A 23,623-nucleotide genomic window follows, 5' to 3' on the forward strand; every position below is an offset into this window, starting at 1 on the left:
ACACCCACGACAACGCAGCCCCTTGGCATACCTGACACCACCCCCGTAGGAGCTGCCGCAGGCTGCGATCTTTTGATCTCGTTTTTTACAAAGATCGCAGCCTGCGGCAGCTCCTACAGGGAGAAAGTTCGAGTATTAGGCAGGCACAAAAAAGCCCCGCGACCGAATGATACGCGGGGCAAAGAATTTGGTTGGTTGCGGCCAACCAAAGGAGCTCTTTAACAATCGATTACTTGCTGGCGACCGTCTCCGGTTGCCAGCCGCCACCAAGGGCTTTGTAGATCGCGACAATGCCGCGATACAGATCGACTTCGGCCTGGGCCTGACTGTCTTCGGCGTTCAGACGTTCACGCTGCGCATCGAGCAGCACGAGGAAGTCTGTGGTGCCTTCGCGGTAGCGAATCTCGGCGAGGTCAGCAGCCTTGCGGCTCGATTCGCTCTGACGGATCAGCGAGATCAAGCGTTGCTGACGTTTGCCGTAATCACTGAAGGCGTTTTCCGATTCTTCCAATGCCAGCAGCACTTGTTGCTCGTAGGTCGCCAAGGCGCCTTCGGCATCGGCATCGGCGCCGCGCAAACGCGCTCGCACACTGCCAAGGTCGAATGCAGCCCAAGTGATGCTCGGGCCGAGTGCCCAGGCGTTGGCCGCCGAGGAACCGATCTGCGAGCCACGCCCGGCCGTCCAGCCGAGGAAGCCGCTAAGGCTGACCCGAGGGAACAGATCGGCTTTCGCCACACCGATGCGCGCGGTGGCCGAAGCCAGTTTGCGTTCAGCGCTGAGGATGTCCGGGCGACGCTGCAACAGTTCACCCGGATCACCGATCGGCAAGGCCTTGGCAATCGCCGGCAGGTCTTTCGGGCTGAGATCGACAGTCAGCTTGTCCGGACGCTCGCCCAGCAGGGTAGCGATACGGTTCTTCTGCCGAACCTGTTCCGCCTGCAATTGCGGCACGCTGGCTTCGACCGAGGCCAGGCGTGCATCGGCCCGTTCGACATCGAGCTGATCGCCAACACCGGCATCACGCAGGCTGATGGTGATCTTGCGCGATTCCACCTGGTTGTTCAGGTTGGCCACGGCGATCTTTTCGCGCAGCTGTGCGCCGCGCAATTGGCCGTACGCATCGACCAGCTCGGCAATCATGGTGACTTGCAGCTGGTACAGATCAGCTTCGACAGCTTGCTGTTCCGCATCGGCCGATTCCAGATTGCGCTGGATACGCCCGAACAGATCCAACTCCCAGGCCATGTCCAGACCGAGGTCATAGCGTTCGCTGTTGACCCGCTTGGTGGTCTGGCCAGGGATTTGACCCTTGGCCAGGTCACTGCTGGCGCGGCTGGTGATAGTTGGCATCGCGTCGTTGCTGACGTCGTCGCGGATCGCCCGGGCGGCTTTCCAGCGGGCGAATGCCACGCGCAGTTCACGGTTGCCTTGCAGCGATTGGGTCACCAACTGGTTGAGGGTCGGATCGTCGAACTGCTGCCACCAGATGCCTTCGAATTTCGAACGGTCGAAGTTCTTTTGCCCGGCGGCGCCATCGGTGACGGCCGTGATGTTGGCCGCCTCCGTGGCTGGGGTCTTGTAGTCGGGGCCGACGGCGCAGGCACTGAGGGCCAATACCAGCAGACTCGGCAGGAAGACTTTCAGACTCATTGTTGCGCCTCCAGTTTCAGGGCTTTGGCCGCTTTGCGGGCTTCGCCGCGTTCGACAAAGTTACGGATCAGCACGTAGAACACTGGTGTCAGCAACAGACCAAAGAAGGTCACCCCGAGCATCCCGGAGAACACCGCCACACCCATGGCATGACGCATCTCGGCACCGGCACCGCTGGAGAACACCAGTGGCACCACACCCATGATGAACGCGAAGGAGGTCATCAGGATCGGCCGCAGACGCAGTCGGCAAGCTTCCAGTACCGCAGCGAGCGGGTTGAGGCCTTCTTCCTGTTTATCCTTGGCGAATTCGACGATCAGAATCGCGTTCTTACAGGCAAGTCCCACCAGTACGATCAAACCGATCTGGGTGAAGATGTTGTTGTCACCTCCCGAGATGATCACGCCGGTGATGGCCGACAGCAGGGTCATCGGTACGATCAGGATCACTGCCAGTGGCAGGCTCCAGCTTTCGTATTGAGCCGCGAGCACCAGGAACGCCAGCAGTACGCAGAGCGGGAACACGAACAACGCGGTGTTGCCGGACAGAATCTGCTGATAGGTCAGGTCGGTCCATTCGTAGGTCATGCCGTTCGGAAGTTCATCCTTGAGCAGTTTCTCGATGGCTTTTTCGGCCTGGCCAGAGCTGTAGCCGGGAGCCGCAGCACCGTTGATTTCCGCGGTGATGAAGCCGTTGTAGTGCATCACGCGATCAGGGCCCGAGGTGTCGCTGACCTTGATGAAGGTCGCCAGCGGGATCATTTCGCCCTTGTTGTTACGTACTTTCAGCTGACCGATCTGATCGGATTCGAGGCGGAACTGTTGCTCGGCCTGAACGTTGACCTGATAGGTGCGCCCGAAGCGGTTGAAGTCGTTGGCATACAGCGAACCCAGGTAGATCTGCAGGGTGTCGAAGATGTCGCTGACAGCCACGCCGTGGGTCTTGGCTTTTTCACGGTCGATGGCGGCATCGACCTGCGGCACGTTCACGGTGTAACTGGTGAACAGGCCAGCCAGTTCCGGCACGCTGTGGCTCTTGTTGATGATGTTCATGGTTTCTTTGTACAGCTCGTCGTAGCCCAGGTTGCCCCGGTCTTCGATTTGCAGACGGAAACCACCAATGGTGCCCAGACCTTGTACTGGCGGTGGCGGGAAGATCGCCATGTACGCTTCCTGAATGTTGGCGAACTGGCCGTTCAAGGCACCGGCAATCGCACCGGCGGACATGCTCGGGTCTTTACGTTCGTCGAACGGTTTCAGGGTCACGAACACGATGCCGGCGTTCGGGCTGTTGGTGAAGCCGTTGATCGACAGGCCCGGGAACGCTACGGCGCTTTCCACGCCTGGCTGTTTCAGCGCGAGGTCGGACATGCGCTTGATCACGTCTTCGGTGCGATCCAGGCTCGAAGCGTCTGGCAATTGCGCGAAGGCCACCAGGTATTGCTTATCCTGGCCGGGTACGAAACCGGTCGGGGTGTGTGCGAAGCCGAAGAAGGTCAGCACCATCAGGCCTGCGTACAGTAGAAGGGCGATGCCGCTGCTGCGGATAACCCGGCCCACCGTGCCGACGTAGCCATGGCTGGCGCGGTCGAAGAAACGGTTGAACGGACGGAACAGCCAGCCACCGAAGATCTTGTCGAGCACCTTGGAGAAGCGGTCTTTCGGTGCGTCGTGGCTTTTCAGCAACACAGCGGCCAGCGCTGGCGACAGGGTCAGCGAGTTGAACGCCGAGATCACCGTCGAAATAGCGATGGTCAGTGCAAACTGCTTGTAGAACTGCCCGGTGAGGCCGGAGATGAAAGCGGCCGGGATGAACACCGCGCACAGCACCAGTGCCGTGGCAATGATCGGGCCGGTCACTTCACGCATCGCCCGCTTGGTCGCTTCGACCGGTGTCAATCCGAGTTCAATGTTGCGCTCGACGTTCTCCACCACCACGATGGCGTCGTCGACCACGATACCGATGGCCAGTACCAGACCGAACAGCGACAGCGCGTTGAGCGAGAAACCGAACAGGTGCATGACCGCAAATGTACCGATCAACGATACCGGCACCGCCACCAACGGAATGATCGAAGCGCGCCAGGTCTGCAGGAACAGGATCACCACCAGAACCACGAGAATCAGTGCTTCGAAGAGGGTGTGAACCACCGCCTCGATCGAGCCACGCACGAAGATCGTCGGGTCATAGACGATGCTGTAGTCCATGCCTTGCGGGAAGCCTTTCTTCAGCTCATCCATCTTCGCCCGGACTTCGTTCGAGATTTCGATGGCGTTGGAGCCTGGACGCTGGAAGATCGGGATCGCGACGGCCGGCTGGTTGTTCAGCAACGAACGCAGAGCGTATTGGCTGGAACCGAGTTCGACGCGGGCAATATCCTTGAGGCGAGTGATTTCACCGTTATCGCCTGCGCGAATGATGATGTTCTCGAACTCTTCCTCGGACACCAGACGGCCCTGAGTGTTGACCGACAACTGGAAGCTCTGCGCATTCGGAGCAGGCGGCGCACCGAGTTGACCGGCGGCGACCTGACGGTTCTGTTCACGAATCGCCGTGACCACATCGGTCGCGGTCAGATTGCGCGAAGCAGTCTTGTTCGGATCGAGCCAGACCCGCAGCGAGTAGTCGCCCATACCGAACAACTGCACGTCACCGACACCACCGAGACGAGCGAGCTCATCCTTGATGTTGAGGATTGCGTAGTTGGACAGGTACAGCATGTCGTAGCGCTTGTCCGGCGAGGTCAAGTGCACAACCATGGTCAGGTCGGGCGATGCCTTGTCGACAGTGATACCGATGCGCGTCACTTCCTCGGGAAGCTTCGGCTCGGTACGGGTCACCCGGTTTTGCACCTGCACCTGCGCGTTGTCCAGGTCAGTACCCAGGGCGAAGGTGATGGTCAGGGTGATCTTGCCGTCAGCGGTCGACTGCGAGGACATGTACAGCATGTTCTCAACGCCGGTGATGGCTTGCTCCAGCGGAGCCGCCACGGTTTCACCGATGACTTTAGGGTTGGCACCCGGGAAGTTGGCACGTACCACCACGGTCGGTGGCACGACTTCCGGGTATTCGCTGATCGGCAACTGGAACAGCGAAATCGCACCGGCGATCAGGATCAACAGCGACAGCACCGCTGCGAAGATCGGCCGTGAAATGAAGAATTGGGAAAAATTCATCGGAGTTGTCGTCCCTTAACCGCGTGGGGTCGCAGCCGCGAGCTTCACAACCGCACCAGACGCACCTTTGGCAGGGGCGACTTTGGGCAGGTTGCTGGCTTCCAGCGCTTGACGTTGTTGAGCGAGTGCCGCGATGGTCGTTTCGCTGGCCATCGGCACCACTTCAGGCGTGACCGGCGAGCCAGGACGAACCCGTTGCAGACCCTTGACGATGATCGTGTCGTCCTTGTTCAGGCCGGTACGGACGATGCGCAGGCCTTCGATTTTCGGACCCAGTTCGACGGCGCGGTAAGCGGTCTTGTTGTCGGCATCCATGACCAGCACGAACTTCTTGCCGAGGTCGGTACCGACGGCTTCATCGTTGATCAGCATGGCGTTGTAGGTGCCGCTGCCGACCAGTTTCAGTCGTGCATACAGGCCCGGCGTGTAGGTGCCATCACTGTTGTCGAACACTGCACGACCACGGATGGTGCCGGTTTTCGGGTTGACCTGGTTGTCGACGAAGTTCATCTGACCGAGGTGCGGGTTACCGTCTTCGTTCGACAAGCCCATGTACACCGGAGTGGTCGCGCCACGCTGACCGTTGCGGGCCAACTGGGTGTATTTGAGGAAGACACGTTCGTCAGCGTCGAAGTAGGCGTAAACGCGGTCAGTCGAAACCACGCTGGTCAGCGCGGTAGTGTCGGCAGTCACGAGGTTGCCGGCGGTGATCTCGGCCCGGCTGACGCGGCCACTGATCGGTGCGGTGACGCGAGTGAAGCTGAGGTTCAGTTTGGCCAGATCCAGCTGCGCTTGCAGGGCGCCGACAGCGGCGCGGGCTTCTTGAGCTGCACTGGTACGCGAGTCGGCCAGTTCTGCAGAAATCGCATTGCTGGCACGCAGACGTTCTCCACGACCGGCTTCGTTTTCACTGCGGGTGGCGTTGGCGCGGGACTGGGCTACCAGGGCTTCGAGGCGGCGGACCTCAGCCTGGAACGGACGCGGGTCGATCTGGAACAGCAGGTCGCCTTTCTTGACCAGTGCGCCTTCAGTGAAAGCGACCTCGTCGATCTGGCCGGAGACCCGTGGACGGATTTCAACGGTTTCCGGCGCCTCCAGGCGCCCGGTGAATTCGTCCCACTCGTTGACCGGTTGTTCGATCACCTTGGCCACGCTGACTTTAGCAGCAGGCGCGGTGGCGGCAGTCTCCGGAGTCTTGCCGCAGGCGCTCATCACCAGTACGGCCAACAAGGCCAACGGGAAGCGCAAATGTTTGAGTGACTGTTCCATGGATGCATCCGCCAATGTATTGAAGATGGGCGGATGATGCTCGGCGAGGTGTGATGGCACGAATCGAATGAAGCAAAGGTAACTATCATTCGGAATGATATAAGAACGATTCGAGCCCTCTAGTATGCACCTTTCGTTAGGGTGCTATCAATATCCGTGATGAAAGTTTCATGATGCGTTACGTAGCAAATCACGGTGCAAATCCGCAGGCCAGAAACAAAGAGACGGCCATGAAGGCCGTCTCGATCAGCTAGATGCCGATGTGTATCAGTTGATGCCTTTGCGGTTCGGACCGAAACGGTTCGGGCCCGGCTGGCTGTCTTGCGCCAGGAACACCAGGTTGACGATTGGCAGCAACAACCACCAGCCGCTGCGATCGGTGTCGTGCATACGACGTACACCAACGGCAATGCTCGGCACCAGCAGCGCCAGATTATAGAGAGCTTGCAGAACCCCGCCGGTTTTGAAAAAACCGTCAATGAAGCCCATAACGAACGCGACACCCATGCTGATCAGGAAGAACAACCAGTATTCACGGCGCGTAGCACGACCGTTGAATACCGCGTAATTCTTCAATGCTTCAAGGTAAGGATTGCCCGTCGAAATGGCGGGGCCCTGTGCGTAGGACTGTTGGGTTGCCTGAGGCGCCCCGCACTGTGGGCAAGCCACGGCCAAAGTGCTTATTTCCTTGGCGCAACCGCGGCAGAAAACCATGCTCATATTTTTTCCCTAAAATTATTCAATCGATAGACACAGCAAAACCAACGCGGTGAGGCCAGACAAAATGATGCCGGCGATCGCGAGGTTTCTTCCTGAGTGTTTTTGGTTGATGCAAATGATGCCGCAGGCGAGACCGGCGATGCTGATAAAACCAACACCGAGGATCGTTTCAGCGTCCCATTCGGAATCATCGAAGAGCGTGAGTGCGCAGATAATTCCGAGGATCATCGAAACGATGGCTAGCCAAGGTACTTCGGCTTGCGTTTGCGGCACGAAGGCCTGTTGGCTGGCCCCGCACTGGGGGCAAGAGAGCGCCGTTTCGTGAAGCTCCTTGGCGCAAGCACGACAATAGACCATTGCCATCGTTTTCCTTAACTGAGTGCGAAATCCCCGACCTTCCGTAGGCCGAGGCGGCGCTAAGTTAATCTTTATTACCAAATTTGTCATCAGGCACTGTGCCACTAATGGCATTTTTGCCCTTTAGAGTGCGTGACAGGTGGTTGAACGCTCGTTTGAAGGCCTCAAGACCGCGGAGCGTCATCCACCACACTGACTTGCAATCGCAACGTCAGGCCTTGAAGTTGTCTGTTTTTCAGGACGCCCAATTGTGGTCCTTTGCGTTCTTTGCCATTGGCATCCACCCCAAAGCACTGAAGATCATGCACGGTCGAGCCTTCACGCGGAGCGCCTTTCCAGTGACAGCGCACAGCAAGCACTTGTTCGTCGAGTCGAATCGCAGGCTCTTCGTCTTCTCTCAGGAAGGTTTCAACCTCCAACTCGACAGTGGACATGCCAAACTCTTTCGGGTTGGTGCCGTGCTGCCCCTGAATCAAGAAGCTGAAACCGCTGAGTGCGGCGAGGCAATCGGCGACGTTGTAACTCACCCTGACTTCGAATTCGGTGGTGAACGGTTGAGCATGAGCGGGGCTATAGAAGTCTTTCCTTTCAGGCTCGGGGTCGCCGGCGTAATCCTCGGGTAACAGACATACACCACCGAACAAGGGGCTGTAATGCGCGGTCGTAGAGACGCTGAACTGTGCAGGCATTTGCGTTTTCAGCGTGGTGTAATTCGACATCATTGCGCAACCGCTGCCGAGCATTGCCAGGCTGATCAGCAGCAAGGTGCGGAGGGCGCGCACTACGGGGATTGCGTAGACGTGTTGCGAAAAAAGCATTGAGTCCGTCCTTGTGACTTCCTATAAGACAATGGTTTGCTGCGGCGTATTTTAAGTTATTCCTGCGGCGCTATACGCATGATTATTCTGATGCAACGAAGCCCCTGGAGCGGGGCTTTGAAGAAAAAAACAGGGTTTTACGACATCGAATCAAGGCATAGAGGCTGAGGCTCGAACGCCATGGTGCTCGGCTGCTTACGCTCTTGAGATCCGCACTCAATGACTTGCCTGACGGCGTCTGCCTTGAATTTCGGCGTGAGTCGTTGGGTGCTCATGGACTTCCTCCTATGCTCAAAGCAAAGGCCGGAGATGTCTGCGGTGCCGAATTTAGTCGAAAAGAGCTTGCAAGGTGTTTAGAGAGCCCGAGGCGATTCACGGCCTGCAAACTTACTCTTGCGCCTACCGAGTCCGGATGATCTCGGAGCCTACTACTGTGGGCGATTGGTGTTCCCCTCGTTGAAGGGGCACGCACAAACGAAAGACTATTTCGAGTTGCTCTATCCGTCCCTTACAAGTGATGGCACCATGGAATCACTTTCAAAGGATGGGATGACAACACGTGGCGTCAGATTATTTTACCAGCGACCAATTCGATTGTTTAAGTGCATGGCACGACAAGGTCTTTGACAAAGACGACGCATCACATCGGCAAGCCTACAGCCAATTGCGCGAGGCCTATAACGTCACCAAGCAATGGGCGTACGCTTTGCAACGGCGTGTATTTCCGAACAGCATTGCTCCCCAAGTCATCCGCAGGCCCATCGGCCAGTGGAACAAGAAGTTTTTGGGCTACAACTGGGCACGAATCTATCCTCGTGCGGACGCTCCTCAAGGCTTGGCCTACACCGTCGGTATCGATGCCAATTGGGGCTTTGTCGTCAAACTTGACCTAGTCGATAAAAAGATCACGGATATCACGTTGCGGGAGCGCTATGACAAGTTGCGCGGCCCTTATCAATCCTCGCCTATTGTTGCGACCTTGCCCGCTGAAGAAGGATTGGCGCTCGGCTTTCAGGAGATTGTGGATTGGAGTGCCGCGGCCATTGAAAAATTTGAAATCGGATACGACGATATGGCTGAACAGTTTGGATTGAACACTTCGCCCGCCTTGTCCAAATTATTGGAACACTTCCAGATCAGCAAGGACTTCAGACTGCGGCAGCCAAAGTGGAGTCGCGAGATGACGGAGTTATTTGCCCGGTTCGCTGTTGCGATACACGAACTCGGTTTTGACTGGTGGTCAACGAAGTCTACTAATACTCAGTTGGTCTTCGGCAGGAAGCGCAAGGATGCGCTAAAGGGATCATCAACGGGCGTGTTGTTTGTCCAAGCGAATCGTGTTTCGGTCCGGTGGGCATCATTCGGTGGTCTGAAGACGATATCGGTAAACGAGGATCTGAGTGAGGCGCTTGTGGCATCGGTTGAAGAGCTGAAGGCGCAAAATACCAACATCCGGCTTGAACAAGATCAGCAATCCAGTCGCGCAGGTTTCTGGCCGGATGATTACGGCAGCGAAGAAGGTTCGAGTGAGGAGGAGGGGGGACGGCCGGATAGCATCAGAGCCACCGATGCGGCTGTCATTCCACGCAATGAAATCTATTTTGGCCCTCCAGGCACCGGCAAAACCCGCAGGCTGCAGGAGTTGCTTAGCGAGAGCTACACATCCGTCGAAGGGATAAAACGCTATGAATTTGTCACCTTTCACCAATCCTACGGCTACGAAGAGTTCGTCGAAGGTCTGCGTCCGGTGCTTGTGGATCTCGAATACCTGACTCCAGAAAAGGAACAAGCAGACTCTCCAAAGGATGTCCGTTACGAGATCAAAAGGGGTGCATTCCTGCGGCTGTGTGAAGAAGCGCTGAAAAATCCGGATCAGCAGTACGCGATGGTGATTGACGAAATCAATCGCGGCAATATCAGCAAGATTTTCGGCGAGTTGATCACGCTGATCGAAGTCGACAAACGTATGGGCGGCGAATATGAGGTAACCCTCACACTTCCCTACTCAGGCAAGCCATTCAGCGTTCCTTCAAATGTTGATTTGATCGGGACGATGAACACGGCCGACCGATCACTGGCATTGGTTGATACGGCGTTGCGTCGCCGTTTCGAATTCATCGAGTTGATGCCAGAACCGTCTGTGTTGGCCGAAATCGCGATTTCCGAAGGAGGGCATTCCATCTTTCTCGATCAACTGCTGAATGCACTCAACAGGCGTATCGAAGCGTTGTATGACCGTGAACACGCCATTGGGCACGCGTATTTCACGTCGTTGAAAAATCTCGCGTTTGAGGAGCGTTTCAAAGCGCTCGGCGGCATTTTCAAGACGCGCATTATTCCATTGCTGGAAGAGTATTTTTTCGAAGACTGGCAAAAAATTCGATTGGTACTGGGTGATAACCAGAAATCAGCGGACATGCTTCAGTTTGTCCAGGAGTTGAAAACCGACAGTCTCCCCAAGGACCTGTTCGGCGCCAATCACGGCCTGGATGAATACTCGCTGCGGCCTCAGTACCGTTTGAATGCGGGTGCGCTGCTTGAACCGAAAGCTTTTATCGAAATCTACGCGACGCTTGTTTAATGACGGCCATGCAGATTTTCGAGTTCGACACGGTGCTCCCCAAGGCTGAAGGTGTGAATGGTAACACCGTCCCCCCAAAGGTATTTGCCTGGCTTGAAGAACAATGCCTGACCCCTGACGTGCTGGCGCCGGTCTGGATGAAACTGACTAGTCGTCGGGGGCGGCGCGCCATTCAGTTCACCAACTATGTGGGCGTGGTCTGCGCTCCTTGTGGCTATCAAATAGAGATTCTGCCCAAAATTGGTCGCGATACGTCTGTGAAAACGGCACGTAATAATTTGATTGAAATGCTCAAGTGTCTGCGGAGCTTTCGTCATATCAAGACAGCCAATGCTGATCTTCAAAAGCAACAGATGCCATTGCTTGAGGTATTTCTCCAGCAGTTTCTAGCGTCAGCAAGGGATGTGGTAAAGCGAGGTATTCGAAGTGACTACAGCACTCGGCAGGCTAATCTGTCGAGCCTGCGTGGCAAGTTGTTGATAGCGCCTCATCTCTCGAAAAATGTGGTACGTCGTGACCGTTTTTTCAGCGAGTTCGACGAGTTTACTCAAGATCGGGCAGAAAACCGGCTCATTCATACCGCACTGCGAAAAACGCTTGGGATGTGCAAGGCACCGGGCAACCAGCGCTTGGCGCGCGAGTTGAGTTTCGTGTTTGCCGATGTGCCGATTTGCACCGATATTGCCCGGGATCTCAAACGTATCCGGCTGGATCGGGGAATGACCTATTACGAACCTGCGCTTGCTTGGGCACAGTTAATCCTGCAAGGCGACAGCCCGGTGACCGGTGCAGGCGAGCACAACGCACCTTCCATGTTGTTTCCCATGGAGGCTGTATTCGAAGCTTATGTCGCGAAGCACCTTGGGACTCAGGTCCGGCAGGGTTTCAATCTACGGACCCAGACCTGCAAGCACCATTTGGTGAGCCATAAGCAGCAAGACTGGTTCCGTCTCAAACCGGATTTGTTGATTGAGCACGGCACGCAAACTTGCATGGTGCTCGATACGAAATGGAAGCTTCTGGATAGCGCCAAGGGTAACAGTGGTGAGAAGTACCAACTCAGCCAAAGCGACTTCTACCAATTGCACGCGTACGCACACATCTATTTAAAAAGTCCGGGCAGCGTCGTGTTGATCTATCCGTGGACGGAGTCATTTACTCAACCTTTGCCTGTATTCGACTTCAGTAGTTCGAATGACTTGAAGCTCTGGGTTGTGCCGTTTTGCTTTGAAAGCCGCACGTTGTTACTGCCAGAGATATCACCTTTGGGTCTGTGTCTCTATGGCAGTAAAACGTGCGAAACCGTGGAGGGGGAAGCACTTGCTTAGAATGAGTTATTGGTCAGCAGTTGAAGCCAGACAACTTGAACAGTGGAACTGAAATGCGCAGTTAACAGATTGTCAGAACCCAAGCCGAACGACGATAAGGTGAGGTCGGCGGGCGGAATGCTTGCCGTTTTTACACAACCGGTGCAGAGAAGAACTGCCAAGTACATGACACTGCGGAATCTGTTCATTGGCCGAAAATACCGTTGATTGAATCAAAAATCAGATCACAGGCAGACTTCTCCCTTGCACAGGTTCGATAAACATCCAGTCCGCGGAAGCATGGTGCCTATCAATGGTTTTATTGATGGTCGGACCGGCTTCGATCATCCAGCGTTCCCCAAAGTCAGCGACACCGTCAGATTGGTCAGGTGAGCTTGCGTTGGCTCAGATGTTGATCCATGTTTCAGCAACAGGCGTTGGCTCAGAAAAATAGATGTCGGAACTCAGCCATACGAAAAATCCTGCACCTACCGGATCCAGTGTCACCAGAAAGTTTCAAGGGGTCAGGTCGGGCAGTTGTGATGGATAGCAATATCGTAGAGCTCCAAGGCTGTCCGAGGATCGGCAGCCTTAAGCGGTCGTAATTCAGAGCTGCCGACGCGGGTCTCTGATGAGCGTTTTGTTGTTCGTGCATTTACGTGGTGACAGTTGGCTTGAGATGAAAGGGGCTCCGGAGTACCTCTGCAGAAACGCGCCAAGGTCAGGCGCGTCAACTCTTTTAAAGACTATCCGGATCCCCAAAAAACATCTGAATCCGCGACCTCAACCATCTCTCCCCCGGATCATTATCCTGCGACCCACGCCAAGCCATATGCAGCTCAAACGTACGCGTCGGCAACGGCGGATCCTCCGCGCGCACACCGCCGGCCGCCGTCAGCGCATCAGCCGTGTAATCCGGCACGGTCGCGACAATGTCGGTGCCCGCCAGCAACGTACTCAATCCGTTGAACTGCGGCACGGCCAGCACCACATGTCGCTTGCGCCCCAACTTCTCCAGCTCTTCATCAATAAAGCCACTGAGATCACCGGCAAACGACACCAGCGCATGCGGACGCGCGCAATAGTCATCCAGGCTCAGCGGCCCTGGCACGGTATCGGCACGGAGCAATTTCGGCTGGCTGCGGCGCAGGACTTTACGCTTGGCGTTGGCCGGCAGGTCGGTGGTGTAGCTGACACCGATGGATATTTCGCCGGAAGCCAGCAGGCCAGGCATCAATATGTAGTTGACTCGCCGCACCACCAACACAATTCCCGGCGATTCCGCGCGCAGGCGTTTGAGCAGCATTGGCAGCAGGGCGAATTCGACGTCATCGGACAGTCCGATCCGAAATACCGATGTGCTGGTAGCCGGGTCGAACTCCGACGCACGGCTGACTGCCGTGGAAATCGAGTCGAGGGCCGGCGAGAGCAGGGCGAAGATTTCTACCGCGCGGGCAGACGGTTCCATGCTGCGCCCGGTGCGTACAAATAGCGGGTCATCGAACAGGCTACGCAGGCGCGAGAGCGCCGCACTGATCGCTGGCTGACCGAGAAACAGCTTTTCCGCTGCCCGGGTCACGCTGCGTTCGTGCATCAATGTTTCGAATACGATCAACAGGTTCAGGTCGACACGACGCAGGTCATTACGATTCATCTGGAGTCCTGGCAGAGTCATCAAGCTTGACGAGAGCGGCCATATGAGAACAATGACCGGCATGAATATTACGGGGAAAGGCTGGTACTCTGCACCGGAAAATTCAGCTTTACTGAAACGGTGACAGCAGATTTTCCATGGATTTTGCCAATGCCGCCCATACTGCGGAATCAATGACAGGCATGTCGACTATTAATAGCCACTGATAGTCTTGGGTCGAAAGCCCAGATAGAGTTCATGGCATTAGAGGTTACTTTGACGAGGTTTGCGATGTCCCGCACGATCCGTTTTCACAAGTTTGGTCCCGCCGAGGTGCTCAAATGCGAAGAGCATGCGGCCGCTCAGCCAGGTCCTGGCGAAGTGCAGGTGCGTGTCGAAGCGATCGGCATCAGCTGGTATGACACGCTTTGGCGTCAGAACCTGGCCTCGTCTCAGGCTCGTCTGCCTTCGGGCCTTGGCCATGAGATGGCCGGTGTCGTCACCGCAGTCGGTGCCGATGTCGAGGACTTGTCCGTAGGTGACAAGGTCGCCAGTTTTCCGGCTGAAAGCCCGAACGACTACCCGGTCTACGGCGAGCAGATCGTATTGCCACGCACCGCGCTGACCCGCTATCCGGACGTGCTCAGCCCGATCGAAGCCAGCGTGCACTACACGCCACTGCTGATCGCCTACTTTGCCTACGCCGATCTGGCACGGGTCAAGCCGGGACAGTTTGCTCTGGTCACTGACGCCAGCCATTGCGCCGGCCCGTCCTTTGTCCAGTTGGGCAAGGCCATGGGTGTACGAGTGATTGCCGCGACCAAGTCGGCCGAAGAGCGTGAATATCTGCTGTCCCTGGGTGCCGAGAAAGTCATCGTCACCGAGGAAGAAGATCTGCTGATGCGCGTCAACAAGATCACCGACAACCGTGGCGTTGATGTGGTGTTCGACGGTCTGGGTGGCCCGCAGATGTCGTTGCTTGGCGACGTCCTGGCACCGCGCGGCAGTCTTGTCCTGTATGGCCTGCAAGGTGGTAATCAGACGCCATTCCCGGCGTGTGCAGCGTTCCAGAAGAACATTCAGTTCTTCGTCCACTGCATCGGTAACTTCACCGGCAAGCCGGAGCTGGGCATCACTCAGGATCACGTCGCACTGCAACGCGCCCTGCGTGACATCAACCAGCTGACAGCCGATCGAGTGCTGGTGCCGTTGAAGACTCGGGTGTTTCCGTTCAACGAGTTCGTCGAAGCGCACCGCTACATGGACGAATGCCCATGCCGCGAACGGGTCGCACTGCAAGTCGAACCTGCGTAAAACCCTGCTGAACAGAGAGTCCGTGGCCCCACGGACTCTTTTGTGTTTATCCCCCTCCAAAAATGAAAGCTTTTCAGGCAGCGCCTGCGCGACCGTTCAGCAACTGAACTGGTTTTTGCTTTCTATCTGTATCTTCTAATCATCATATAAGCCCTGATAATTGAATGATTACTTTCATCTCAAGGAATGAGCCATGTCTGTGCGTTCTATTTGTCCTGTGCAATATCAAACGGCTACTTCTGTGTGCTCCGGCAATTTCTGTTTAATTGTTGTAGGGCGTTTCCGAGGCAGCGTCTTTTTTTCTTGTACTCAATTGTCGTGGGACGTTGTCGGAAGTTTCCTAGGGCGTTTTTCATCTGGAAAATATCCTTTTATAACAATGCGTTGAAAGCCTTGGCTGGGTGCTGGTCAGTCTTTAATTGCTCATGTGTTTCAAATAACTACGATTGCGTAAGTGTTAGCATTTGAGCGTCTATTACTTATTGATGAATTGTTGTGCCGCTGACACTCTCAGTGTGCGCGGCATGAAACTATTGATACCGGGTAAATACCGATGACTACGATCCATGATCAGGCAATGAATTACGTCTTCCAGCAAGTTCTGCAACGGTTGCTGAGTTTCTTCTCCCGTGCAGAGCGGACGGCTTTGCAGCTGTTGATCCAGCGCTTGCTGGTGGCGGCCGGCGGCATGGAGCACATCGGTAACTTCAAGGTGCTGGTGATCCAGTCAGGCTCAAGGGACAGTTGTTACACGCTGGCCTTGCTGCGAGCCGCACAACTGAGCCTGGCGGGTCGCGCGCCGGCGACCTTTCAATTGCGCGTTGCCTCCTTACGCTTGAATGGCACCAGCCATGGCGCGCTGCAAAACATGCACCGCAGCTACGGCGCGTTGTTTCTAAATGACGATCCACGGGTCGAGTTATTGATGGTGGATCATCGCCAGGTTGGCCCCTTCGATCTCCAGTCGGTGGTCAGCGAAGCCAGTCGCGAGGCGAATCGCATCAATCTGCTGATGTCGGGGCATCGCCGAACGTCGAATGAAACACTCGAATTGTGGGATGACGCCTACCTGGCGACAGCGGAGTTCTACAGCCAGATCGCCCGCTGGAACAACGGTGTCGACGCGATGATCGGCGCTGAGCCACCGCGTCGGCAGAAACTGTTTCTGGAAGGGCTCAATCGGGCCGCACTCAAAGCGGGGCTTGGTGGACTGCCAGCGAATCATGGCGGTTTCGAGATGTTGTTTCCGATGCTTGACGGGCTCGGCAGCGACTACTACCGGCACTTTTACACCGAGGGCGAGCAATTGCCGTGGCGTCCGGAAGAGCAGTTCGAGGCGTGTCGTCGTTCCAGTTTCATCGACATCAACGACATGATTGTCGGCAAGCTCGAAGAGCGCTGGCCATTGCTCAGTGACTTCCTCGGATTTCAGGCTGACGACTTGACGCTGTATCAAGGCGACTTTGAGTTCGTCGAGCCACTGGTGGCCGCGCACCTGCGTGGCTTGCAGGCGAGTGTCATCGAAAGCCAAACCTATGAAAAGGGTGTCGCTGACTACCTGCAAGAGAGCCTGGCAGCATTGCGCCGCAATCAAGTGCCCGAGCCGGTTTGTGAGCATTTGCTGGCAACCTTCGGCAACCTGCTCGATCTTGAACAGCGACGAATACACGCGGCCAATCATTTGCAGGAAACCTTCAATCTCAGTGAAAACCAGCTGACTTGCCTGCTGTTTGCGCCTTTTATCAACAGCGGTGCGGGGCTCGAAATGTTTCTGCGCAGATGTCATCCGGGCATGCTCGTGGCATTGCCGGATTTGCACCGGGCCATGCAAGGCTTGCATGCCCCGGAACAGGTGGTGAAGTGGATGACCGATGTCAGCGGGCTGCCGGTGAAATTGATTGCCCGTTTGTACGCCATGAGCGCAATCCAGATACCGGAATCGCTGGCGCAAGACCCGCAAAAAACCTCGGCTGCCGTAGCACCAACAGTTGCCAATGAGCGGTCGGCGGAAGGTTGAACGTGATTTTTGCCAGAGTCGCTGCGCAATGACTCGCGCAAACACACCCACGAAGCCTCAGCGGGAAAATGATTTCGCCTATCAGGCGGTTTATCGCTACCTGACCGTATTGATCAACGCCTCTGTCAGTGGCTGTGCAGTGCGTTTACCTTCATTGAGGCAACTGGCAGAGCGTTTGAATGTTTCGATCTCGACTATTCAGTACGCCTATTCGTTGCTGGAGAAAGAAGGGCGGGTCTATTCGGTCGCCAAGTCCGGCTATTACGCCCAGGCGTCCGCGCTCATGGTGCCATCCGGTAACGCCAGTGATGTGCTTGAGGCCGTATATGGCAACGCGCGACGACCAGGGATGTGTGTATTGAGTGCGGATGAGCCGGCTTCATTGCAGTCGCTGGACAGTCCCTTGCTGATGCTCGAACGCGAGCTGCTGCGCCAGTATCCACGGCAGCCGCAGTTATTGGCCCAGCCCTGTGGTGAGCTGGAGCTGCGCACGGTGCTGGCCGCGCGATATACCGTTTCGCCGGTTAACTGCTGGCATGCGGATGACGTTTATGTCGGCGCCGATCTGCGTTCGGTACTGGAAATTCTGATCGCCGTGCTGCAATTGCGCGGCGTGACGGTGCTGGTCGAATCACCCTGCGACTGGATGATCCTGCGACTGCTGGAAGCCGCGGAGGTACGCGTTATCGAATTGCCGTTGCAGGCCGATGGCCAACTCGATCCGCAGCAACTGCTGACGCTGCTTCAGTCCGAGCGGGTCGGATTGATCCTGCTGTCTTCGGCATTGAGTTTGCCCCACGGCAGTCTCGCACCCGACGCCAATCGGCAGTTGATTGCGCACCTGCTGGCCAACCATGGCACCTGGGTGCTGGAGAATGACTGCAGCAGCGAGTTGGCTGACGAGCCGTGCGTTCAGCGCCTGCGCGACTGGCTCGATCCTGATCGGCTGCTGGTATTTTCGGCTTTCGACAGACTCATCGGTGTTGAAGCGCCATACGGTTTCGTCCTGTCGCGGCAATGGCGCACCGAGCTGCAACGGCATTTTCTGCTGCGTTCATTTCGATTGTCGGCGACGCGCCAGAAAGCCCTCGCACGGTTGTTTACCAGTGGCCGCATCGACCAGCATTTGCAGGTATTGCGCCGTCTGCTCAAGGAGCGTCGAACGCAGTTGAATCATTTGCTGCGTGAGCGTCTGGGCGATGCGGTGGAGATTGTCGAGCCGCAAGGTGGCGCAACCCTCTGGTTACGTTCGGTTCGCCGGGTCGACATGAGTGAAGTGTTCCAGCACTTGCTCAGGCAACAGATCGTCATTGCTCCCGGCGAGCTGTTCAGCCTCAATGGCCATTATCCACATCACCTGCGCTTGAGCCCGATCAGTCACAGTGATCTCGATCTGCCTGATGTGGTCGGACGGGTGGCTGACGCGCTGCGACTTGCTCCCGGAGACTGACGTTAAAAAACATCTGAGTTGATCCGGATACATCCCATCGCACTGCGGTCAAACTGCCAGTAAACTGCGCTGTATTTCCTGAACCACTCGATCTCAGAGGTTTTGCATGACACTCAGTCCTTTTGCGGGCAAACCGGCACCGGCAGAATTGTTGGTCGATATCCCGCGACTGGTAACGGCCTATTACACGGGCCAGCCTGATGCATCGGTTTCTACTCAGCGAGTGGCGTTCGGCACTTCCGGACACCGCGGCAGTTCCTTCGACTTGAGTTTCAATGAATGGCACGTTCTGGCGATCAGCCAGGCCATCTGCCTGTACCGCGAAGCCCAGGGCATTACCGGCCCATTGTTCGTCGGCATCGACACCCACGCCTTGTCGACCCCGGCCGGCGCCAGTGCGCTGGAAGTGCTGGCGGCCAACGGTGTAACCGTGATGATCGCCGAGGGTGACGAGTACACCCCGACGCCGGCCATTTCCCACGCGATTCTTTGCTACAACCGTGGCCGTACTTCGGGCCTGGCCGACGGCATCGTCATCACCCCGTCGCACAACCCGCCGCAAAGCGGTGGCTACAAATACAACCCAACCAACGGTGGCCCGGCCGATACCCACATCACCAAGTGGATCGAAGCCAAGGCCAACGAACTGCTGGCCAACAAGCTGGCCGGGGTCAAGCGCATCAGCTACGAGCAGGCGCTCAAGGCCAGCACGACCCATCGTCACGATTACCTGAATACCTACGTTGCTGACCTGATCAACGTCATCGATTTCGATGCCATCCGTGACGCCAAATTGCGTCTGGGCGTTGATCCGCTGGGCGGAGCAGGGGTGCGCTACTGGTCGGCGATTGCCGAGCATTACCGTCTGGATCTGGACGTGGTCAACAAGGAGGTCGATTCGACTTTCCGTTTCATGACCGTCGATTGGGATGGGCAGATTCGCATGGACCCATCGTCCAGCCACGCCATGCAAGGCTTGATCGGCTTGAAAGAACGTTTCGACGTCGCGTTTGCCTGCGATCCGGATCACGACCGCCACGGTATCGTCACGCCATCCGGTGGTTTGCTGGCACCGAACAACTACCTGGCCGTGTCGATTGATTACCTGTTCCAGAATCGCCCGCAATGGCGTGCCGACGCTGCCGTGGGTAAAACCGTGGTCAGCAGCGGTCTGATCGATCGCGTAGCCAAGCGTCTGGGCCGTCGCTTGTACGAAGTGCCGGTTGGGTTCAAATGGTTTGCCGAGGGTTTGTTCGACGGCTCGCTGGGTTTTGGCGGGGAAGAGAGCGCCGGCGCTTCGTTCCTGCGCAAGGACGGTGGTGTCTGGAGCACTGACAAGGACGGTCTGATTCCGGCCTTGCTCGCGGCTGAAATGACCGCCCGCACTGGCCGTGACCCAAGCCAGGCTCATCGCGCGCTGACCGATGAACTGGGCGAACCGTTCTCGGTGCGTGTCGACGCCAAGGCCAACCCGGAGCAGAAAGCCCTGCTGAGCAAGCTGTCGCCGGCGCAGGTGACTTCGACTGAACTGGCAGGCGAGAAGATCCAGAGCATCCTCAGCCACGCACCGGGTAACGATCAGGCGATTGGTGGCTTGAAAGTGATGACCGAAAACGGCTGGTTCGCAGCGCGTCCATCCGGCACCGAAGACATCTACAAGATCTACGCCGAAAGCTTCGTCAGCGACGACCACCTCAAGCAACTGGTGGCCGAAGCGCAGACATTGGTGGATGGCGCTATTTCGACCAAATGATCCGAGCCCGCAGATAACCCAGTAGAGAGGGGATAAATCTCCCCAAAATACGAAGTTCGCAAAGCAAAGATAAAAAAGGGGCAACCGTCACGGTTGCCCCTTTTTTGTGGCTCGCGTTCAAGCGATCAAGCCAGATCCACCAAGACGATTTCACTGTCTTCAATCGCCGTGACGGTCAGCACCTGCTCATGCGCTACCGCGACACCGTCTCGAGCTTGTGCACGCAAGCCATTGACTTCAATCACACCGGTTGCAGGCACCAGATAGGCGCGACGCCCTTCATCGAGTCGATACTCTGCGGTTTCCCCAGCCTTGATATTCGCCGCGACCAAACGTGCATCGGCCCGAATGCGCAGGCTCTGGTCATCGCCGTCCTTGCCGCTGGCCAATGTCACGAAGCCTTCCCGCTCGCCCTTTGGAAACGGTTTTGCACCCCACGAAGGTGGCGCGCCGGTTTCGGTGGGCAAAATCCAGATCTGGAAAATCTTGGTGTCATGCGCTTCCAGGTTGTACTCGCTGTGCGCAATGCCGGTACCGGCACTCATTACCTGCACGTCGCCCGCTTCAGTACGGCCCTTGTTGCCAAGATTGTCCTGGTGAGTAATCGCGCCTTCACGGACGTAAGTGATGATTTCCATGTCGCGGTGCGGATGCTGCGGAAAACCGGTACCCGCGGCGATGATGTCGTCGTTCCACACGCGCAGGTTGCCCCAGCTCATGCGCTGCGGATCGTAATACTCGGCGAACGAAAAATGGTGATGGGCATCCAACCAGCCGTGATGGGCGCCGCCCAGCGAGTTGAAAGGTCTGAGTTCAAGCATGATCGTCTCCTCAAAAGGTTCGTCATGGGGCGCGATGCTTGCACCCGACGCGAGACCGTTGGTTTATGACGGCGATCATCTATCAGTTAACCATCGATAAAAAGCGTAAAAAGTGCGGCGTTATTATCTAAATGACTGATGAGAGCGGCGATCAAAATCGTCTTGTCCTACCTTCAATTGATCGTCTAAACCAATGACCTGTAAGCATTTCGCTAGAACTCAACGGCAAATACAGACACCATAGCCGCAACAGCCTCACACACTGGAGCCCGTCAGCGTGGCGCAACACACCCCCGATCTTCCTCCCGAACTTCGCCCCCTGGCCGAGATGCCATGGTTCAAACGTCTGGCCGCGCGCTTTTTCGGCCACGGCTTGACCCGATTGCGTGCGCAGCACCGTGCATCGTGGCTGCACGGTCAGGCGGATGGCTTTCGCAGCGGGCACACCGCTGGCGTCGAATATGGCTATAAAGAAGGCAAGCTCGAAGGTCTGGAAGAGGGCCGGCAAGTCCTGCTGATCCGCGACAGTCGCAACACCGAGCATCGTCCGCCCAGTGTCGACAATCACCTGTTCGACGATTGGCGCCTGCCGCTGACGGCCGAGCTGAAAAAACGCATGAAGGCCGATGTCGCGCGTTTGTTGCCGGAGCATGCGCAGCCGAGCGCAGCGCAATGGAAGATGATCTTCAGCGATACGCCGTCGACCTCCGTGGTCGCTGGCGCTGGCGCCGGCAAATCGACCACGCTGGTGTTGCGCATCCTGCTGCTGAGTCATTACCTCGGATTCGAGCTGGACTCGATGACCGTGGTGACCTTCACCCGCGAGTCGCGCAAGGATTTCATCAATAAGTTGATCGAACTGTTCGCACTCTGGGGTCAGGCACTCAGCCTGAAGCAGGCGCGCGAACTGGTGCGAACCTTTCATTCGCGGATCTTGCCGATGGTTCGCAGTCTGCCCGGGTTCGAGCGTTTGCAGGCATTTGAAAACCTCAGCCTGCGGCCGCAGGGCGGCGAAGAAGAGGTTGATAGCAATCCGTTCGACCTGCGTATCAACGATGCGCAACGCCAACAGTTGAACGCCTGCTATCACCGTTTGTTCAGCGAGGACGAGCGTTTCCGCCAGTTGATTCAACCGCTGTCGCGTGCCGGTTTGCAGCTCAAGGAGCTGGAGCGCGATCATCCTGACGTGCAAAAACGCATGGCAGTGACCGAGCTGGCAGCGAAGCGCGACGACGAGCTGTGCGACGCGATCGAAGATCTGTGGTTGCGCGCCGGTGCCTGGCCAATCAAAGGCATTGAGCCGAAGCGGCAGACCTTTGATATCAATGGCTCGACCTTCCATTGCCACGGCTATATTCCGAGTCTCGATGCCTGGGTAGTGCTTGGCTTCGACCCCCGTGAAAACCCTCAGGTTTGCCGACCCAACGCCAAGCTGTCGGTGCGGGCGGAGTGGGCAGTAAAGCGCACCCTGTTTCAAGCTTTCTGCCGTAAGCCATTGATATGGTTGGATAGTTACGAGTCTTCAAAGCGCGTTTTGGCGACCTTGGCGGGCGATGCCAGTGCGGGGCCAGGGTTCGACTACAAGGTCAAAGGCGAGTTGGCATCGGCGCCTTTACTCGATTGTTTTGTCGCCGCTGCAGGCTTTATCGAGAACCTTGGGCTGGATGTTCCGGACGCTGTCGGGCGCATGAGTTTTGCCAAGGACGACCCGGACCGGTTTTTCTTTGAGGCGCTGAGTCTGTTCTGGCGGGCGTTCGAAGATCATTTGCTCGACCAGAAACCGCCGGTGATGACTTACAACCGCATGTTCGCGCTGTTCAGCGAACAATCGCCAGAGAATCTCAAACTGTTGAGTGATGAGTTGCTACGGCCACTGTCGCACCTGATGATCGATGAATTTCAGGATGTATCGCCCCAGATAGTCTCGTGGATCCGCGCCAGCCTCACGGAAATCCGCAGCCGTGGCCCGGCCATGCACGTCGGTCGCGGAGCGCAGCGTTCGTCGTTGTTGTGCGTGGGTGATGACTGGCAGTCGATCTATGGATGGCGGGGCAGTTCGCCGACGTATTTCATGGAATTCAACAAGGAGTTCCCTTCGCCGAGTACCACACGCGTGATGCTCAGTGATAACTATCGCAGCCATCAACACATCATCGATGCGGCCGAGCATATTGTTCGCGCAGCACCGGCGATTCCCGGCAAGAAGGCCAAGGCCAGCGGCGAGCCGAAATCGTTGCAGCCGGTCAACATCCTGCAGCGTGATGATCAGGCCTTGGGGCAGCGCTTGGCCGAACACTATCGCCAAGGTCATTCAATCTTGATGCTCTATCGAAAAAGCAGCGATAAGCTATTGATTGAAGAGCATATTCAGACTGTAGTTAATGTTGATTCGAGCTTGCCGTATGGCGCTCGCCGCCTCAAGCAACTGACTTACCACAGCGCCAAGGGTCTGCAAGCTGATGCAGTGTTCCTGCTGGGCGATTGTCAGCATCTGACCAGTTCGCCTTACAAGAATCAGGTCTACCGCATGGCCGGGCTGGGCAAAAATGGCGACAACGAGCCCTACGATACCGCGCAGAAGGACGAAATCCTGCGCCTGGCCTATGTCGGTATCACCCGCGCCGTCAGTCACTGCTACTGGTACGTCGAGCCGCAGGAAACCCAAGCCGTGAACATGCCCCGGGCGTCCGACCGGGTGGCCAAAGGCAAAGCGTTCTTCGCCGACCATCGACCGGAAAAACACACCGCCTAGCCAC

Annotated in this window: 15 protein-coding genes; 7 read left to right on the top strand and 8 right to left on the bottom strand. The window is 56.7% G+C overall.

Features of this window, described 5'->3' with window-relative positions; all coding sequences use genetic code 11:
- Positions 1 to 229: 229 nt before the first annotated feature.
- From C2E19_RS15110 to C2E19_RS15135, 6 genes are all read right to left on the bottom strand, one after another.
- On the bottom strand, positions 230 to 1,651 hold the full coding sequence (locus C2E19_RS15110) for an efflux transporter outer membrane subunit (RefSeq protein WP_129393717.1): 1,422 nt from the start codon (positions 1,649 to 1,651) through the stop codon (positions 230 to 232).
- Positions 1,648 to 4,827 (bottom strand): efflux RND transporter permease subunit, encoded by a 3,180-nt coding sequence (locus C2E19_RS15115; RefSeq protein WP_129393719.1) that lies wholly within the window; start codon positions 4,825 to 4,827, stop codon positions 1,648 to 1,650. The genes C2E19_RS15110 and C2E19_RS15115 overlap by 4 nt, the downstream gene beginning before the upstream one ends.
- 15 nt (positions 4,828 to 4,842) lie before the next feature.
- Positions 4,843 to 6,096, bottom strand: a complete 1,254-nt coding sequence (mexE, locus tag C2E19_RS15120) for a multidrug efflux RND transporter periplasmic adaptor subunit MexE (RefSeq protein WP_129393721.1) — start codon at positions 6,094 to 6,096, stop codon at positions 4,843 to 4,845.
- Positions 6,097 to 6,363: 267 nt separating this feature from the next.
- The gene (locus C2E19_RS15125; RefSeq protein ID WP_129393723.1) at positions 6,364 to 6,816 is read right to left on the bottom strand and encodes a DUF805 domain-containing protein; all 453 of its coding nucleotides are present in this window, start codon (positions 6,814 to 6,816) and stop codon (positions 6,364 to 6,366) included.
- 15 nt (positions 6,817 to 6,831) lie between these two features.
- Positions 6,832 to 7,179, bottom strand: coding sequence for a DUF4190 domain-containing protein (locus tag C2E19_RS15130; RefSeq protein WP_105706228.1), 348 nt, complete (start codon positions 7,177 to 7,179; stop codon positions 6,832 to 6,834).
- Positions 7,180 to 7,337: 158 nt separating this feature from the next.
- A complete protein-coding gene (locus tag C2E19_RS15135; protein ID WP_129393726.1) occupies positions 7,338 to 7,991 on the bottom strand; it encodes a hypothetical protein in 654 nt (217 codons plus the stop codon).
- 559 nt (positions 7,992 to 8,550) lie between these two features.
- Here C2E19_RS15135 and C2E19_RS15145 point away from each other — a divergent pair.
- Together C2E19_RS15145 and C2E19_RS15150 are read left to right on the top strand one after the other, a co-directional pair.
- Entirely contained in the window at positions 8,551 to 10,572 is a 2,022-nt protein-coding gene (locus C2E19_RS15145; protein ID WP_129393728.1) for an McrB family protein, read from the top strand.
- Positions 10,572 to 11,900 carry an McrC family protein gene (locus C2E19_RS15150; RefSeq protein WP_129393730.1) on the top strand — a complete coding sequence of 443 codons (1,329 nt, stop codon included), beginning with the start codon at positions 10,572 to 10,574 and terminating at the stop codon, positions 11,898 to 11,900. The genes C2E19_RS15145 and C2E19_RS15150 overlap by 1 nt, the downstream gene beginning before the upstream one ends.
- A 718-nt stretch (positions 11,901 to 12,618) precedes the next feature.
- Here the strand turns inward: C2E19_RS15150 and C2E19_RS15160 are convergent.
- Positions 12,619 to 13,533 carry a LysR family transcriptional regulator gene (locus C2E19_RS15160; RefSeq protein WP_129393734.1) on the bottom strand — a complete coding sequence of 305 codons (915 nt, stop codon included), beginning with the start codon at positions 13,531 to 13,533 and terminating at the stop codon, positions 12,619 to 12,621.
- Between the two features lie 270 nt (positions 13,534 to 13,803).
- On the opposite strand from C2E19_RS15160, the gene C2E19_RS15165 reads away from it, so the two are divergent.
- The 4 genes from C2E19_RS15165 (at position 13,804) to pgm (ending at position 20,046) form a co-directional block, all read left to right on the top strand.
- Positions 13,804 to 14,826 (top strand): zinc-dependent alcohol dehydrogenase family protein, encoded by a 1,023-nt coding sequence (locus tag C2E19_RS15165; RefSeq protein ID WP_129393736.1) that lies wholly within the window; start codon positions 13,804 to 13,806, stop codon positions 14,824 to 14,826.
- Positions 14,827 to 15,379: 553 nt separating this feature from the next.
- A complete protein-coding gene (locus C2E19_RS15170) occupies positions 15,380 to 16,843 on the top strand; it encodes a hypothetical protein (protein ID WP_129393738.1) in 1,464 nt (487 codons plus the stop codon).
- A gap of 28 nt (positions 16,844 to 16,871) precedes the next feature.
- Entirely contained in the window at positions 16,872 to 18,293 is a 1,422-nt protein-coding gene (locus tag C2E19_RS15175) for a PLP-dependent aminotransferase family protein (RefSeq protein ID WP_129393740.1), read from the top strand.
- A gap of 106 nt (positions 18,294 to 18,399) precedes the next feature.
- Positions 18,400 to 20,046 (top strand): phosphoglucomutase (alpha-D-glucose-1,6-bisphosphate-dependent), encoded by a 1,647-nt coding sequence (gene pgm, locus C2E19_RS15180; protein WP_129393742.1) that lies wholly within the window; start codon positions 18,400 to 18,402, stop codon positions 20,044 to 20,046.
- Between the two features lie 125 nt (positions 20,047 to 20,171).
- Here pgm and C2E19_RS15185 read toward each other — a convergent pair whose 3' ends face one another.
- A complete protein-coding gene (locus tag C2E19_RS15185; protein WP_129393744.1) occupies positions 20,172 to 20,867 on the bottom strand; it encodes a pirin family protein in 696 nt (231 codons plus the stop codon).
- A gap of 277 nt (positions 20,868 to 21,144) precedes the next feature.
- On the opposite strand from C2E19_RS15185, the gene C2E19_RS15190 reads away from it, so the two are divergent.
- Positions 21,145 to 23,619 (top strand): UvrD-helicase domain-containing protein, encoded by a 2,475-nt coding sequence (locus C2E19_RS15190; RefSeq protein ID WP_129393746.1) that lies wholly within the window; start codon positions 21,145 to 21,147, stop codon positions 23,617 to 23,619.
- The last annotated feature ends 4 nt before the right edge of the window (positions 23,620 to 23,623 follow it).

This window comes from Pseudomonas sp. DTU12.3 (assembly GCF_004124275.1).
In the GTDB taxonomy this organism is placed as follows: Bacteria; Pseudomonadota; Gammaproteobacteria; order Pseudomonadales; family Pseudomonadaceae; genus Aquipseudomonas; species Aquipseudomonas helmanticensis.